Genomic DNA, 17,732 nt, shown 5'->3' on the forward strand with positions numbered 1-17,732 from the left:
ATTAAAGGGTAAGTTTAATAAATTTTTCCGATTTTTGCAGCATGACACATTTAATGCAACAGGAGTTATGAGAGGATTGGTAACGAAATCCACGGGTAGTTGGTATCAAGTTTTGGGCGAAGATAATCAAAGATACGATTGTCGGATCAAAGGGAAATTTCGTACCAAAGGAATAAAAACAACAAATCCTGTTGCTGTGGGAGACTGGGTCCATTTTGACGTGGAGCCGGATCAGGAGAGTGCCGTCATTTATGAATTGGAGCCTCGCCGAAACTATATTATCCGTAAATCGGTCAATCTCTCCAAGCAAACTCAGATTATAGGAGCAAATTTAGATCAGGCATTTTTAGTGGTGACTTTGGCCTCGCCACCGACTTCTTTGGGATTTATCGATCGTTTTTTAGTTACCACAGAAGCATACGGTATTCCGGCAGTAATTATATTCAATAAATTGGATTTATTTAGTGATGAAGGATTAGAAATATTGGCAGATTATAAATCGATCTATGAAAGTATTGGATACCCCTGTTTCGAGGTTTCTGCATTAACAGGAAAAAATATAGACGTGGTTAAGCAATTACTTAAAGATAAAATAACGCTGGTCTCAGGCCATTCAGGAGTAGGGAAGTCAACCCTGATCAATGCGATTGTTCCTGCATATGGACTAAAGACCGGTGAGATATCAGATTGGTCCGACAAAGGAAAGCATACAACCACTTTTGCTGAAATGTTCGATCTGCCCTTCGGAGGCAAGCTGATTGATACACCTGGCATTCGTGAGTTGGGTATTGTTGACATAGAGAAGCAAGAACTGTCCCATTTTTTTCCGGAGATGCGTGCCATGATGAACCAATGTCGATTTAACAATTGCAGACATATCAATGAGCCTGGCTGTGTGATCATGGAGGCTGTGGAAGATGGGCGGATTGAAAGTTCGCGATACGACAGCTACCTCAGTATGTATCACAATGAAGATAGTAGAGCATAATAAATCTAAAAGGCTTCCCATGTAAAGGAAGCCTTTTAGGTTGAGGTGATTGAATCCTGGTATAAACCTCTAGCGTATCGCTTCTGTTAAATTTAAAAAATCGCGGAGATAGGTACACTCCCGCGAAGCGATTGTAAAGAAAGGCGTATCCTTATATTGTGTGCTCAATTCTTTGAAGTATTTATTTTGCATCGAAAAACGATAGAAAGGATTCTTTAATGGCGAGTCATAGTATTGCCAACGCGATTCATTGGTATAGACAAAATCTTTCTGTTCGCATTTGGCAAGCATAAAGGTACATTTCGCTTTGAACTCTTTGTCTGTGCTCAGCGAACGCGCTTTGCTGTACCATTCTTTTGCTGATTTTGTCTGTAGATAATTTCGTTGCCAGTGAAGTGTCGAAGCTGCGTGGTTGTCTGTGGACGACCAGTCATAGGACACCAGCGACCAAGCATTTCCATAGGTACTTGTTTGGTAGATTCCTGTTGCCATTTGGAAATAATACTCGGCTTTTTTCTGATTGTTCTTTTCCGTTTTTAGGGCACTTTCCAAGCGCGCCATGCGTTCAGCATATTTTAGCTTAGTGGTGGACTCTTTACCATATTTTTTGGGGTAATCATTTATAGTAACAATAAATGGATTCGGTGTTATATTGCTTTCATCCGCATCGTACCAATTTTTAATTTCTTTTATTTTGTGATCCTTAGGAAGTCCCGCTAAAGTTTTTGCTGCTTTTTGGAAATCCAGTTCACGCAGGTAGGTTGTACCCAGTAATTCTGTGAGATAATCTTTATTGAAATGTTTGATATCTTTCAATAAGAATTTAGATAGAGTATTCTGTTGCGAATTGTCCGACAGTAAATTTCTTATTTTTAACAGCGTTTTAGGTGTAAGGCTATTTTCCCAAAAATGCATTGTTGACCATTGCATATTATCTTCCAGCGAGTCTTTTACAAAGCCATAGTTGTAAAAAGCATCTGCCTTTACAGCAGCTAAGCTAGCCATGGCCGTATCTTGTGTATTCAAATAGTGCTTTACAACGAGATTTTGTAAAATGTTTCGACAGATTAGACTATAGTTGCTGTATTCAAAAGCATTATAACCCCAGCTTTGCTTCCTGGTATCCTCTTTGCCATCAAGTTTAGCCTTTTCTTCCAACCATGATAAGGTTTTGGCCAACTTAACCTCATCCAGTTGCTTACTGTTTTGCCAGTCAGTTAATTGCGTAAGCAGTCGGGTAATCTGAAGTTGGTCAATTAATTGGGGACTTAGGTCGGCCTCTTTTATTTCAGAAAGGTAGCCCTTTGCCAATGTATTTTCCTTATTTATCCAGCTTAGGTAGGCAGCGGTAATAAGCCCCAATTGAGGTTGCACATATTTTTTATCGCGATAAAGCTGCAAGGCGAACGTGCGAACAGAATCCAGGTATTGTTTGACGGTGCCTTTGTCCTCGTTTCTCGAATAATAGTTATAGCTATCACTGTTGAGGTAAAAAGACTCGTTCATTTCCGCTTCAATTTTATTGACCTCACGACCTAGTAATACTGCGTTTACGGTATTTGCTGGATCAAGCTGATAACAATCGCTTAGATATTTCAGCGCATGACCACTGTTGCCAAAACCTATGATTGCATTGATATTGAATTTATCGGCATCATTTTTAGCGTACTGAAAAATCTCGGCGTCACTTGCAGTGATATAATGAAAATTGGAGTAAGCTAGGATACGTCGTTCGGGGCTGGCGGTAAAGAGTTTCGAAAAGAGGTATGCAGCTTTTGCTCCATCACCATTCTTTCGGACAGCACCGGCATAATTGGAAAGTGCCCAATTAAGGATCGCATCATTCCCTTTTACATTCTGCAGATACTTTTCATAGATTGCGATACTTTTGGCGTACTCCTGCCCAAACAGGTATAGACGGGCAGCCTGATAAGCGTAGCGGATATATAAGAAGCTGTTCTTTGGATATTTAGCAATCTGTTGTTCGGCAAGTTCGGCAAATTGTGAAATTTCTTTAAAATTTCGTGTATCAGGATCCCAGTAGTTATGCTGAATATTGGTAATAGGTTCCTGTTTTTTTGTGAACATAAAATAAGCCCGCTCAGCCTCATGTTTTCCATCAATCAATGTATTCAGAAAGGTGTTTCCACGAACGGAATCGGGCAAGTTTCCCCAAGCAGATTTTTGTTTATTGCTCGCTAAATTGGCTGTTTCAGCATTACTGTTGTACATCAATTGTTCGACATCTTTAACTTTTACAGCTGATCCAAGATGCTTAACCCAAGCCTCCGCATTAATCAGGCTTTCTTTGATAGGCTCTTCATCGGTATAGAGAAATTGATAGGGTATAAATTGAAAGGCCGAAAATCCCTTGTCTTCCAAATTCGGCAAATAATAGGTTGTTTGATTGTCGTATGGGTCTATTTCTGGACCGCAGGCGATATTGGTTGCTATCTCTCCAAAGAAGAAAGCAAGTGTTGTGCTAGAAAGCAGCAATAATTTTTTGTAATTCGGCATTGCCATGGTTTGCTAGTGTGGCTTGATCTAAATGATAAAAAATAATCCGATGTTCTTTTCCTTTCAGTTCTCCCTTCAAAAATTTTGCCGTTTGTAAAAGATCTTCCTGATTTATGGACTCAAAACGGATAACATCGTCCTTTTTGAGGTTGGCTTTGGGAAGATCTCTTGTTAAAATATAGAGATTTGTGTTAGGGTTATGTGTGAATAGGGCGCTGTCTTTGATATCTTCTTCATTGATATGTTTTGAAATACCGATGTAATTATTGTTTCTAAAAACGACAAACCATTGAAATAAGGGCAAGGCAATATCCATCTCCATAGGATAGTTGCGGAGTGTTCCGCTGAGGTACGTTTTGAGGTCCTGTTGGTTTAAAATGGAATTCTGTGTTCCAAATTGCCTCAGATTTCCCATGTTATAACACATCAACATCGCCTTCTTTACAGGAGGGATTCCACTTGTGACGATATTCTTAACCTGATGCAATCTTAAGGTTGAACTGACTAGGATGTCTTTTAGTGCCGGTAATTCCTGTAAGTAAGTGAGTAAATAAAAGAATTTGTCTCGCGAAGTTTTTGTCCAATCGCAGTCCAATTGAAGTTCCGTGAAATTTTCTTTTCCTGCCTGTTGTATTTTGGCTGTAACAAATGGTACAATTTTATTGGCCAATCCACGAATCTGTAGGCTGTCCATTTCTGCAAAAACACGATGATTGACAAACACAACGGGGATTAACTGTTGCTCTTTTGGTACAGGTTGTGTAAATGTAACAGGACTAATAGGGACGGCCTGTACGCCGGATGCATCGAAATCAATATCCATTATTCGCACATACAGAGATTTTGTATTGATTTCTTTTAAAGCACGACTTTCTACTGTATCCAACTGGAATACTGTCTTCCAAAAGTAGAAGCCTGTTTCATGCTTTGTTTTACTGCAGGAGCCTAAAAAAAGTAGAGATAGTGGTATAAGAATTAAAAATAGTTGTGTTTTACGCAGCATATTCGCTTTATTTAGTCGTAATTCAAACAAAATGGGTTTAATTTTGTTTGTTATTCAATAAAATAAAGACGAAATTACAAAGAGATTGTGACTTTATGAAGCCTATTTTCAAATGGATTCTTGGTATTATAGCATTTATCCTGTTAGCATTGGCTGGCGGGATTTGGTATTTTAGTAATAAATGGAAGCCATTGTTGGACACCAAAATCAAACAGCTGGTATCACAGGCAACAGATGGTCTGTACTCGATTCACTACGATGATATTCACGTCAATTTAATTCTTGGAAATGTAACAATAGATAATTTACATCTCATTCCAGATAGCACAGTTTATAAAAAATTAGCACAGGCCAGAAAAGCACCGGACAATCGCTTTGAAATTGGGGTTAATAAGCTAAAGATAAAAAGCTTCGGGATTCGAAGAGTCCTGATGGATAAGGAACTTTTTTTACATGATATCACGGTTGAAACCCCAACCATTCATATCATCAATGAGGTACATAGTTATAACGATACGGTGAGTCGTGGACCTAAAAAGCCCTTGTATGAGAAGATCAAAGACAATCTTAAAAAAATCCAGGTACGCGCTGTTAACCTCAATGATATTGATTTCAAATATACGCAGGTTCAAAAAGGCGTTTATCAAGATTTCGAGATCAAAAAAGTTAAGGTAAGGATAGATGATGTTTTGATTGATTCGACCTCAGAACAGGACCGGCAACGATTCTATCATAGTAAAATGGTTGATATTGAAGTTCCTGGTTTTACGTATAAAACTCCGGATGGATTTTATAAAGTGAACTTCGATCAGTTGAAAATTAATAGTAAAAGTCGCAACGTTCTGTTGACGAAAGTCGCTTATCAGCCAACATTGAATAAAGCTGCCTATTATCGGAAAAAGGGTGAAGGCGGAAGTTATATGGTGTTAAAAATGGATACCCTTCTCCTGACAGGGTTCAATTTCGCAGAACTTTCCCGCGATAAAAAAATATATGCACAAAACGCGCGTCTAAAAAATGGGACACTTTCAATCTATAGTGATAAGCATTATAAGAGTGCGCCCAGCAGCCAAATTGGAAATGCTCCGCATATGAAGTTGATGAAAATGTCAACCCGGATGGGGATTGATTCGTTGATTTTGGATAATATCGGCATTTCGTATTCAGAAATGAGCGATGAATATAGCCAGATTGGAACGATTACGTTCGACCATACTTATGGGACAATATTGAACGTTACGAATGACTCCACAAAGCTGCAAAAACAGAAGCTGATGCGAGCAAATTTGAGCAGCAATTTTATGAATGTGGGAAAGCTATCGACCAACTTCGTCTTTGACATGACTTCCAAAGTTGGGGCATACACGTATAAAGGGACGCTTGGGAAAATGGATTTGACTGTTGTCAATAAGATGATTCGCCCATTGTTGAATGTCGAAGTCAAATCGGGAAATCTCAGTCAGATCAGCTTTGATATCTGGGCCAATGATTATCGCAGCAAAGGAACCTTCAAAATGGACTATGATGACCTTAAGGTCAATATGCTCACAGAGCCTGGCGAAGATGGGCGGCGCGAAAAGAAGGGACTGCTTTCCTTTATGATTAATCAGGTCTTATTTAATCCAGGTAATCCCGATTTATATGGTAAATATACGGTAGGGCATATTAATAAGCATCGAGATCCCAATCATCCATTTTTTAAAGCGTTGTGGCAGACCCTATTGGTTGGAATTAAACAATGTGTGGGGCTTGGTCCAGAACGTGAAGCTAAGTTGATGAATACAGCAGGAAAGGTTGAAAAGGTCGTTAGTGGTGTAAGTAAGGCTAAGAAAATGATTTCAAGTATATTTAAAAAGCATAAAACTCCCGAAGAGTTATTGAAGGAAGAAAAAGAAGACGAGGCCAAAGAGGCGGCAAAGATTGAGGAAAAAAGAAAACGCGACCGAGAGAAGGCTGAAAAGGAACTTGAAAAAGAAGGGCCGGGTAATTGATCATCGGTTTCACGTGGAAAGGTTCCCGAAGAGATACATTTGGCATGGTTTGAAGGATATTTATAGCGAGGTATTGTAATCCTATTTTCACGACGAGAAAAGAAGGATTATAGTGCTGGTTTGTTAATCAGTTTTTAGCGCGCTATGAAATGCATAAAAGATGAATTTGCATTTATTGGCAGATTTATCTTAGTTTGAGGTATCATGATAGAGTCGATTTTAAGTTTTATCCGATTTGTTTTCAAATATAAAAATGGTCTTGTGGACAAGATCATGTTCTATGTGAGCATGATTTGTGCTGCAATAGTCATCTTTAATGTGGGGTATGTCACAGATCCAAGTCTGGGCGAGATGCTGGGCAAAACCATTCATTATCTTTTTTTTGTGCTCTTTTTCATGATTGCTCTACGCGAATCGTCCTCTATTTATGCGCTTCGGAAAATTGCTGTGGAGCATTATTCGGGATTAGTCATTCTTTCTTATTTCATATTTATTCTAGTCGCACGTTTTGCTGGTTTAGACGCTCTATCTGTGTTTTCCAGAGAACAGTGGATTTATTTGGGAATCTATTTAATTTTCATTGCCGAACTGTCCAAAAGCACACTTTTCTTTGACAATTTTTATTTTAATCCAACCATATTATTTGTCATCAGCTTCTTGGTGCTTATCTTAATTGGAACAGTACTGCTCATGCTGCCGCGGACAACGGTAGAGGCACCATTGAGCTTTGTTGATGCATTATTTATGGCAACAAGTGCTGTTTGTATCACAGGCTTGTCTGTTGCTGATATTTCAACCAATTTTAGCATGTTCGGACAAACCGTGGTCATTGTTTTGATACAGGTTGGCGGATTGGGTATTATGACATTTACAGGTTTTTTTGGCTATTTTTTCTCTGGCGGATTTTCTTTTAAGAATCAATTGATGTTTGGTGAAATTCTTGGTGAAAATAAAGTAGCCTCTGTCATTAAAACTCTATTGACGATGATATTTATTACGCTGCTGTTTGAATTTTTGGGAGCTATACTGATCTTTAGTACCTTAGAAAGGGCTAATTTCCCAAATTTAGGGAGCATGGTTTTCTTTTCGATCTTTCATTCTATTTCTTCATTCTGTAATGCTGGATTTTCGATCTTATCTGGGGGTATTACCAATGAAGCCTATAAATTCAATTACCCATTCCAGTTGGCGTTATCTTCGCTTTTCATTCTTGGTGGTTTGGGTTTTGGAATTGTGTTGAATTTCTACACCTATATTAAAGAATCCATATTGCTTTATTACCACCGATGGATCACAAAGAAAAACTATAAGCATAAAGCATGGAGTTTTAGCTTTAATTCTAAATTGGTGCTGGCTTGTAATGCGATTATTATTGTAGGTGCAACATTGTTTTTCTACTTTTTGGAGCGGGGGAACACTCTTTCGCTTGAAAGAGGAATCGATGGAGAATGGGCAACTTCCTTCTTTATGGCCAATGCAGCGCGTTCAGCAGGTTACAATAGTGTCGATTTGAGTTTTGTCGGGCCACCAACAGTTTTTTTGATTATGATTCTGATGTGGGTCGGGGCTTCTCCCGGATCTACTGGTGGTGGTGTTAAGGTAACTACCGTTGCTGTTTCGCTGTTGAATATTGTTTCTCTGGCTAAGGGAAAAGAATATATTGAGATTTTTAAAAGGAGGATAGCCGGCGAATCTGTTAACAAGGCTTTTGCTATTATTCTGTTGTCGCTATTCGTCGTTGGATTCAGTTTTTTTGTGCTCATTTTTACAGATCCCGATAAGAGTATGAAAGCACTCCTCTTTGAATCGCTATCAGCTTATACAACATGTGGGTTAAGTTTGGGGATTACACCATCACTCAGTATGGGCGGAAAATTGATTATTGCCTTAACAATGCTCGTCGGGCGTGTAGGGATGTTAACGCTGTTGGTTGCTTTTATTAAAAATACGACACGGAGAAATATTGTATTTCCGGAAGAAAAAATCTTGTTTTAGGTATACCGGCGGGTGTTTTGACTACCTTTTGATGGCCTTATCACAGTATTGTGCGTATATAAATTGAAAGTGAGCTTGGAAATAAAAGTAAATTTATTTTAGTTTGATATATGAAGTATATTGTTTTAGGATTGGGGCATTTTGGACGTTCTTTAGGGGTACATCTTACTGAGCTCGGACATGAAGTGATTGGGGCAGATCGAAATCTCAGCATCGTTGAACAACTGAAGGACAAGATAACACATACGGTATGCCTAGACACAACCGACCGAGAGGCGGTTTCTTCATTACCGCTGAAAGATGCACATGCTGTCATTGTGGCTATCGGAGAAGATGAAGGAGCTTCACTCATGACTGTGGCGCTCTTAAAACAGTTGAAAGTCAAACGGATCATTGGGCGTATCGTTTCAGATTTACAAAAAACGGTTCTGGAGGCAATGGAAATCAACGAGTATATCATGCCCGAAGAAGAAGCTGCCGAACGGCTGGCCATGCGCTTGGACAATATTGATATTGTCGATTCGTTTAAGGTTTCGGATAAATATTCCATTGTGGAGACTAAAGTGCCCGTTCGTTATGTAGGCATGACATTACGTGAAGCGAACCTGACCAATTTATACAAGGTTATCGTATTGACAACCGTGAAGATTACGGAAACGATAAAGGACGGTGTGACCAAAGAACAAAAGGAAGCTTCTGGAATTGCTGCCTCGGAAACGATTATGGAAGAAGGCGATATTTTGGTTGTTTTTGGAGAATTATCCAATATTAATAAGTTAATTCAAAAAGGAGAATAAAATATGTTATTGACAACAACTGGTACTATTGAGGGGCATCAAATAGAACGTTATTTGGGAATAGTCTCTTCTGAGGTGGTTTTGGGAGCGAATGCAATCAAGGATATGATGGCGGGTTTTCGTGATTTTTTTGGCGGAAGATCCAATTCTTATGAACGTGCATTCCAGGAAACCCGTGAAGCAGCGCTACGCGAACTTGAAGACCGCGCCCGCGCATTGGGGGCTGATGCTGTCGTTGGCGTCCGACTGGACTTTCAAACGGTAGGAACAGGGGGTATGATGATGGTAGGCGCAACGGGAACGGCCGTAAAAATGAGATCTTAATTACTTAAAGCCCTAAATAACATAGGGCTTTTTTAGTGCTTAAAAGATGTGACATGGATCGATCAGATGGAATACCTGTTATAAACTTTCCACTAACAGCAATCTGAGCGATAATTATAATTGTATATAAAAACAAATTTATCTAAGTTTGGCTTTTAAGACTTTTAAACAACCTAAGAGGATAAATGAAATCATCGGAATTTATCAAAATCGTGTGTAATGCGTGCATAAATACAGCAAAAAGCCAGCTGTGAATGAACGATATAGCGTGAGTTGAATAAATGAGATAGCTTCATCACCTTTAAATGACAAATTTATACGGATGAAAAATTGGTTTAAAGCGAATTCGGCACATTTGATTGTTATAGCGATATTCATTGTGCTCGTGTTTTTTTATTTTACCCCTGTTTGGCAAGGAAAAACGCTTGCGCAGTCGGATGTGGTACAGGCGCAGGCAGCACAGAAGGAATTATTTGATTTTAAGGCAAAGGATGGCAAAGCCCCTTTATGGACCAACTCCATGTTTGGTGGAATGCCGACTTATCAAATTTGGCAGGAAAATGAAAATAACATTGGTACCTATTTCTTAAAAGCGGTTAAATTTGCTTTTCCAAGCCCAATGGATACGGTGCTATTTTATTTGCTGGGGGCTTATTTTCTTTTTAGTGTCTTACGGATCAAACCCTGGCTTGCTGCGGTAGGTGCAATCGCCTTCGCTTTTACCTCGTATAATTTTATCTATATTGAGGCTGGGCACATTACCCGGGCAAATGCAATTGCATTTATTCCACCCGTTATTGCTGCGGTTATTATGTGTTATCGGGGAAGTAAATTGTGGGGGCCTGTGTTATTAGCCTTGTTTCTTTCGTTGGAAATTCGTGTAAATCACTTGCAAACAACCTATTACCTGTTGATAGTTCTGATGGTATACGTGATTTTTACTTTCGTAGATGCAATTAAACAAAAACAATTAAAAGGTTTTTTTATTGCATCGGGTAGGCAGATTATCGCAGTGGTCATCGCTTTGATGGTAAATGCATCAATTTTATTACCAACTTGGGAATATAGTAAATTAAGTACGCGTGGACATGCCAATATTACGAAGGTTGATAATAACAACAGCAAAGAGAAAGGGCTTGATAAAGAATATGCCTATGAGTGGAGCCAAGGGATTGGTGAAACCATTACCTTTTTGATTCCAAATGCCTATGGTGGTTCAACTGGCGGACAATTGGACGAAAAATCACATGTCGCTAAATTCCTAATGGAACGGGGTGGGGCGTCGGAGATTCAAGCTGGTCAGATGGCACAAGGCATGCCAACCTATTGGGGCGACAAACGTTTCACTTCGGGACCATGGTATTTTGGGGCCGGAGTTTTCTTCCTATTTGTTTTAGGCCTTGTTATTGTCAAGGACCGCTTCAAGTGGTGGATTTTGGCAACAACCATTTTAGCATTGCTTTTGTCATTTGGAAAAAACTTTACACTTGTATCAGATCTGTTCTTTGACTATTTCCCAATGTACAATAAGTTTAGGGCTGTTGAATCCATTCTTGTTTTGGTTTCCATTACAGTACCTATGATGGCAATTTTGGCTGTCAACGAGCTTTTGACACGGGCGAAGGAGATTCCAAACTTAGATAAAAAAGTGCTGTATACTTTTATTGGTGTCGGTGGCGTCTGTCTGCTTATTGGCGTGATGCCCGATCTCTTTTTAAGTTTTAGGAATGCGGAGCATAGCAATTTAGTAGCAACTTTTGAGCACCAGATAGGCGACAAGGCCTTTGCGACGGAGTTGGCAAACCAGTTGGTTCTGGATCGTAAAGATATCGCAAGCGAAGATGCCTATCGTTCCTTTGTCATCGTTCTACTAACTTTTGGATTTGTTTGGGTCTTTTTAAAGAAGAAACTGAGCGAAGGTGCATTACTGGGAACATTGCTGGTCTTATTCTTGTTTGATTTATGGAGTGTAGATAAGCGCTTTTTGAATGACAAATCTTTTATGGAGAAAGGGGCTACAGCACAGCAAGTATTCCAACAACGTGAAGTGGATCAATTGATCTTAATGGATAAAGATCCAAGCTACCGCGTACTAGACTTGACTTCGGACCCGTTTTCGGATGCCCGTCCATCCTACTTCCATAAATCCCTAGGAGGATACCATGCGGCAAAATTAATGCGCTTCCAGGAAATTTTGGAAAATCAATTTAATGGTGCCCTCAATGAAGATGTGTTGGATATGTTTAATGTGCGTTACCTGATTACAACAGATCCTCAAAATCAATCACAGCGTATTGTGCGGAGAAGTACCGCGGCAGGAAATGCCTGGTTTGTGGATCGGGTAAGTTTTGTGAAAGGAAATGCCGAGGAGATGCAGGCTATCAGTTCGTTTGATCCGCATAAAGAAGCTTTTGTCAACCAGCAATATCAAAATGAAGTAAAAGCGAAGACTTCGAATGCGTCTACATCAGGCGAGATTAAGTTGACATCTTACCATCCGGATAAAATGCAATATGAATATACGGCTGCCAATGATGCCTTTGCTGTGTTTTCTGAAGTATTTTATGATAAAGGATGGAAAGCCTATGTGGATGGAAAGGAAACGCCAATTATCCGTGCGGATTATATCCTAAGAGCACTGCAGTTGCCAGCAGGTACACATAAGGTAGAATTTATCTTCGATCCTGAATCGCACAAAATGGGTAATCTATTGACTTTGATCTCCTCTATCATCCTCGTCGCAGGATTGGGAGCCGCTATATATTTCTCGTTTAAAAGAAATAAAAAAGAAACAGCGGCTTAAAGCTGTTTCTTTTCGAAGCATTTTAGAGCTTTAGAATAATTTGAGCTGCGGATCGGTTATTCTAAAGCTCTTTCTATGATGCGGAGTGGAACCGTGTGCCAATACGGCTGTTCGGTGCTTAACCGTCGGATACCCTTTGTTGTTGAGCCAGTCGTAGTCGGGATAATCCAAGGCGATGTTGTCCATGTATTCATCCCGGTAAGTTTTAGCCAGAATCGAAGCTGCGGCAATCGATAGATATTTCCCATCGCCCTTGATGATACATGTATGTGGTATTTGCTGATATGGAATAAACTTATTCCCATCAACAATAATGTACTCGGCTTTGGTCTTTAAGAGATCAAGTGCTTTGTGCATCGCCAAGTAGCTCGCATTGTGAATATTTATGCGATCTATTTCTTCTGCTGAAACGCTCGCAACGGCATAAGCAAGGGCTTCGCGCTCAATGATGGGGCGTAAAGCCATCCTCTTTTTTTCACTAAGTTGTTTGGAGTCATTAAGAAGTTCGTGATGATAGTCTGTCGGGAAAATCACTGCCGCAGCGAAAACCGGGCCTGCCAGACAACCCCTTCCGGCTTCGTCACAGCCGGCCTCTATCCACTGCTCCTGATAATATGATAATAGCATGTTCAGTTCTTTAAAATAGCCGAAAATACAAATAAATTTAGAGTTATCTATTGTAACTTCTGTGTGAATATCGCCCGTTTACATTAATTAACACTAATAATGTCTTCTTTTGTAAAGATTTAGAGCGCTAGACTATTAAACCGTGGGAATAATCTCCATTAACAAAATAAAAGTTTGTTCTTGTCTAGGCCACATTGTTTCAAATTAAACTTGAGCAATAGTTTTAGAGTCAAAGATTTATCAATTATAGAAATATAAAAATACGTATTATGAGAGGCTTTATGCTTTTTTTGTTTAGTATGTTGATGGGATGGACCGTTTACGGCCAGACGAAGAGCGTACAGGGAATGTTGAAGGACGACAAGAATCGAATTGTTGCTGGGGCAACGGTGAAATTAACGTCAAAATTGGATTCTATGACGACAGGATCCAATATGGCCGGGATCTTTATCTTTGATAAGGTCAAGGCCGATACCTTTAAAATTACGGTTTCAAACCTTGGATTCGAACGTTTTGAGCAAGAATTTAGTATCCCCAAAGGCGAATCAAAACACATTATTCCAAGTTTGACTTTGCAACAGAATTCACAGATGCTGGAGGAAGTCGTTGTTGATGGTGTGCCTACGGTGGTTGTCAAAAGTGATACCCTCGAATATACGATGAAAGATCTGAAGTTGCGTGATGGGGCAGTTGCCGAGGACGCTTTGAAAAAATTACAAGGGGTCGAAGTCGATAAAGACGGTAATGTAACGGCACAAGGGGAGTCTGTCAAGCGAGTTCGTATAAATGGAAAGGATTTCTTTGGTGGGGATGTCAAGACAGCAACACAGAATCTACCGGCAAATATTATCCAAAAAATGCAGGTGATTGATGATTATGGCGATATGGCCAATGTCACTGGCAATAAAACGGGTGATTCAGAAAAAGTATTAAATATTCAGATTGATCCAAAATACAATACAGGACACATGACTACCCTACGGGCTGGCGTGGGAACCGAAGATCGCTACCAGGCTACAGGGATGTGGATGGGAATGCGCGAAGGCGAACAGATTTCTGTATTGGGAAATTTAAACAATACCAATGCGCCTTTATTTGATTTTAGTACTGTAGGTGGCGGTGCGCGTCGTGGCCAAGGTGGCGGCGGTCGCCGTGGCGGCGGGATGTTTGGCGGTTCGGACGGTTTGACAAAAATTGGTTCCATAGGACTGAATTATCGCAAAGACTTTAGTGATAAACTGACCGTTTATGGTAGCTATAGTTTTAGCCATAGCAACAATACAACACTATCCCAACGTTTTCAGGAAAATACATTACCTAATATTATGCAGACGGACAGTGTGACATCCAATTCGAACACGGTTGGCGATAGCCATCGTTTTGAGGCAAATGTCGAATGGAAGCCTACAACAAAAGATTATATCAAAATTTCGCCCCAGTTTGGTTACGACAATAGTGATGTAACGACAGGAACCAATTCAATCACTTACCGCAGTGGAGTATTTAATAATTCACAAGTCCAAGATATTGTTGCAAATTCCTCCGCACCGAGATTTGGAATTAGTGGATTGTACAACCATAAGTTCAATGATAAAGGGCGGAATGTTTTTGTCAACATGAACTTCAACAATGCAAAAACAACGAAAGATCAAAACGCAATTTTAGACAGATTATTGGCAGATCCCAACAATGCGAATACTCCTTTAGATTCGATTTATGAAAGGACAATTCTGGAAGCAAATAATAAAAGTTGGAATGGCGGGGCTTCGGTGAATTATACAGAACCGGTTTCTGAAAAGGGAAAAGTCGAATTTACCTATGACTTTAACAAAAATAAGTATGACAATTCGAACAAACAACAAGGATTTGATCGTGATGGAAACCTTATAGCAGAAGATCCGAAGTTGAATTTTGATTACAATTATGATTACTCCTTTACGACACATAAGATAGGTGCAAACTATTTGTATAGCGACGATAAAATAACCTATTCCATTGGGGCAGCGGCCCAGCCTTCTCAATTGAGCGGCGATGCGATCAGTTCGGGATTAGTGGTTCCAATTCATCGGAACAACATGAACTGGATGCCTATTGCCCGGTTTGAGTATAAGTTCTCCCGACAATCCAATATCTCTGTCAATTATTCGGGAACACCAAATGAACCTTCAGTAACGCAGATCTTGCCATTTGATATGAGTACAAACCGGACCAGTATTGTGATCGGTAATGCAAACTTGAATCCAGAGTTCAGCCATCAATTGAATATACGGTTCCGTAAGAATGATTTCCAAAAAGGAAACAATTTTTTTGCGTTCGTTAATGCCGGTTTGACTAACAACAAGATTGTGAGCTTGAGCAAAAGCTATTTTGATGATTTAATGGATTATCAAACAGGACAGACAAACTCAACCTTAGTTTCTGAAACACGTTACTTAAATGAAAAAAGTGATAAACCTTTTAATGTGAATTCTTTTTACCACTATGGAAAATCATTGAAAGAAAAAACATATAATATTATGTTGATGGGGGGGATATCCTACAGCAAAACTATGGGTTATATATCTACTGAAAAGGACGATAACATCGGCCAAAAGAACGTAGCACGAAATATCGTGCTGAATCAAGGTTTGATGTTTAGATATAACCCTTCGGAAAACCTAGAAATTAATCCAGGAGTACGTTATCAATTTAATCATACGGAGAACTCATTGACTAATCGTAATACGAATGTTTCGTCCTGGACACCGACCTTAATTGGGTCGGTCAATATTACAAAAACAACCATTTTCGGAGCAGATTTATCCAAACAATTCAATAATGGTTATGGTGCCGGCATTAATGCAAATCCTTTTGTCATAAATACCTACCTCGAGCAGAAGTTCTTGAGTCAACAACGTGGTACTGTACGTTTACAGGCGTTTGATTTATTAAACCAGCAAACGAATGTTTCCAGAACATTCAATGAATCTATGATTACAGATAGCCGTACCAACCGTTTGGGACGATATTTTATGATTTTGTTTACCTATAAATTCCAGAAATTTGCGATGGGAAATCCAGAAGGAGAGAACAGATTTCCGGGCGGAATGAGACCTCCGCGTATGTAATCTGGTTTAGATAGCTATAAAAACGGTCATAGTGATTTCGCTATGACCGTTTTGCATTTAAAAATGCCTAGTTTTGTGACGGCTTCATGTGGCCTACGGTTTGAAGATTGAGCAAAGTGGTGAAAAATGTAAGATTTTATATTTTTTGTTTTAGGGGAGATCGTCAGGATTAATGGGCGCACAAAAATAGATAAACTAAAAGAAGCTACAGCAAGTTTGTACTGCATGGAATACGAAATTATTAGACTTTCAAACGGAATACGCGTAGTATTTCAATATCAAAATTTACCGGTTACACATGTCTGCATGGTCATCAACGCGGGGTCTCGGGACGAGTCTGCAGGAAAATATGGTGTAGCCCATTTTATTGAGCATCTTCTATTCAAACGAACAGAAAGACGCTCTACACAACAGATTATAAATCATTTGGAATCGGTTGGCGGGGATTTGAATGCTTACACGACAAAAGAATATACCTGTGTGCATGCCTCTATTCTTCAGCCATATTTAAGTCGTGCGTTAGATCTTTTTGAAGATATCTTTTTTCATTCCACTTTTCCTGAGATAGAATTGGATAAAGAAAAATCTGTCATTGTAGATGAAATGGCGTCTTACCTGGATAGCCCGGAAGAGTCTATTGTAGATGATTTTGAAGATCTGGTTTTTCAGGGGTCAGGTTTAGGACATAATATTTTGGGGCTAGAAGATCAGCTTCTTGCACTGCAAAAGGATGATATTGTTGATTTCATGCGGGCAAATTATGATACAAATGAAATGGTCATTGGTATCACGGGCAATTATACGCTTAAAGAAGTTGAGCGATTGTTACACAAAGTATTTGGGACGGTACCTTCAAATACAATAGCCCGTCTTCGTAATGATGTCAGACCGCTTATTGAACAGCATGTTGCCGTAGGTAAGCCAATTAATCAGGTGCATTATATGCTCGGTTCTTTAGCCTATAGCTATCGTGATGACCGTAAGACGGGGCTGCTGCTTTTAAATAATATGCTTGGTGGAATGGGGATGGGGTCAATCCTAAATCTTTCCATACGGGAGAAATATGGAATTGCCTATACCATTGAATCTAATTATACTATTTTTTCGGATACAGGGTTATTTAGTATTTACCTTGGTACGGACGAAGAAAAAGTTGAAAAGGCAAAAAAACTCGTCTTTAAAGAACTTACAAAGTTAAGTGAACAACCACTATCCGAAACTGCGGTAAAAAAGGCGAAGCAGAAATTTATTGGGCAGATAGCTTTGACGGAAGAGAACCGTATGAGCATGATTATCTCAGCGGCGAAAAACGTGATGGACTATGATCGTGTTATCTTATTGGATGAAGTAATTGAAAAGATCCAGCACTTGACGAGTAAAGAGCTGCTGGAAATAGCACAAGATGTATTTGATCCGAAGAAGATGTTGTCGCTTAGTTTTGTTCCCGAAGATTGAATTTAAGACCCTACATTATTCCTTAAGAGGCGATGAATGGTATTGGATCGATCGGCCGAGGATGGGAATAATAGCTGGCTGAAATGAATTTATATTGCATATAAAAAGCAATTTATCTAAGTTTG

The 17,732-nt window shown here is 39.4% G+C and carries 11 protein-coding genes; 8 read left to right on the forward strand and 3 right to left on the reverse strand.

Annotated features, from left to right (window positions below):
• The first annotated feature begins 67 nt into the window (after positions 1–67).
• Positions 68–988 carry a ribosome small subunit-dependent GTPase A gene (rsgA, locus tag OK025_RS08285; protein ID WP_317669070.1) on the forward strand — a complete coding sequence of 307 codons (921 nt, stop codon included), beginning with the start codon at positions 68–70 and terminating at the stop codon, positions 986–988.
• Positions 989–1,057: 69 nt separating this feature from the next.
• Here rsgA and OK025_RS08290 read toward each other — a convergent pair whose 3' ends face one another.
• Together OK025_RS08290 and OK025_RS08295 are read right to left on the reverse strand one after the other, a co-directional pair.
• Positions 1,058–3,511 (reverse strand): hypothetical protein, encoded by a 2,454-nt coding sequence (locus tag OK025_RS08290; protein ID WP_317669071.1) that lies wholly within the window; start codon positions 3,509–3,511, stop codon positions 1,058–1,060.
• Positions 3,471–4,508: a hypothetical protein gene (locus OK025_RS08295; RefSeq protein WP_317669072.1), complete on the reverse strand. Its 1,038-nt coding sequence runs from the start codon at positions 4,506–4,508 to the stop codon at positions 3,471–3,473. The genes OK025_RS08290 and OK025_RS08295 overlap by 41 nt, the downstream gene beginning before the upstream one ends.
• A gap of 95 nt (positions 4,509–4,603) precedes the next feature.
• On the opposite strand from OK025_RS08295, the gene OK025_RS08300 reads away from it, so the two are divergent.
• The 5 genes from OK025_RS08300 to OK025_RS08320 all read left to right on the forward strand — a co-directional run bounded on the left by OK025_RS08300 (position 4,604) and on the right by OK025_RS08320 (position 12,418).
• A complete protein-coding gene (locus tag OK025_RS08300) occupies positions 4,604–6,499 on the forward strand; it encodes a hypothetical protein (protein ID WP_317669073.1) in 1,896 nt (631 codons plus the stop codon).
• 204 nt (positions 6,500–6,703) lie between these two features.
• A complete protein-coding gene (locus tag OK025_RS08305; protein ID WP_317669074.1) occupies positions 6,704–8,494 on the forward strand; it encodes a TrkH family potassium uptake protein in 1,791 nt (596 codons plus the stop codon).
• Between the two features lie 110 nt (positions 8,495–8,604).
• Complete coding sequence (locus OK025_RS08310) at positions 8,605–9,291, forward strand: TrkA family potassium uptake protein (protein WP_317669075.1); 687 nt, start codon at positions 8,605–8,607, stop codon at positions 9,289–9,291.
• A gap of 3 nt (positions 9,292–9,294) precedes the next feature.
• Positions 9,295–9,615, forward strand: a complete 321-nt coding sequence (locus OK025_RS08315) for a YbjQ family protein (RefSeq protein WP_046673052.1) — start codon at positions 9,295–9,297, stop codon at positions 9,613–9,615.
• Between the two features lie 322 nt (positions 9,616–9,937).
• Positions 9,938–12,418, forward strand: a complete 2,481-nt coding sequence (locus OK025_RS08320; protein ID WP_317669076.1) for a YfhO family protein — start codon at positions 9,938–9,940, stop codon at positions 12,416–12,418.
• A 30-nt stretch (positions 12,419–12,448) separates the two neighbouring features.
• Here the strand turns inward: OK025_RS08320 and OK025_RS08325 are convergent, their stop codons facing one another.
• Positions 12,449–13,045 (reverse strand): ribonuclease HII, encoded by a 597-nt coding sequence (locus tag OK025_RS08325; RefSeq protein WP_075990330.1) that lies wholly within the window; start codon positions 13,043–13,045, stop codon positions 12,449–12,451.
• 269 nt (positions 13,046–13,314) lie between these two features.
• On the opposite strand from OK025_RS08325, the gene OK025_RS08330 reads away from it, so the two are divergent.
• Positions 13,315–16,152 (forward strand): outer membrane beta-barrel protein, encoded by a 2,838-nt coding sequence (locus OK025_RS08330; protein WP_317669077.1) that lies wholly within the window; start codon positions 13,315–13,317, stop codon positions 16,150–16,152.
• Between the two features lie 225 nt (positions 16,153–16,377).
• Positions 16,378–17,607, forward strand: a complete 1,230-nt coding sequence (locus OK025_RS08335) for a pitrilysin family protein (RefSeq protein WP_317669078.1) — start codon at positions 16,378–16,380, stop codon at positions 17,605–17,607.
• The last annotated feature ends 125 nt before the right edge of the window (positions 17,608–17,732 follow it).

The sequence above is a fragment of the Sphingobacterium sp. UGAL515B_05 genome (genome assembly GCF_033097525.1).
Classification (GTDB): domain Bacteria; phylum Bacteroidota; class Bacteroidia; order Sphingobacteriales; family Sphingobacteriaceae; genus Sphingobacterium.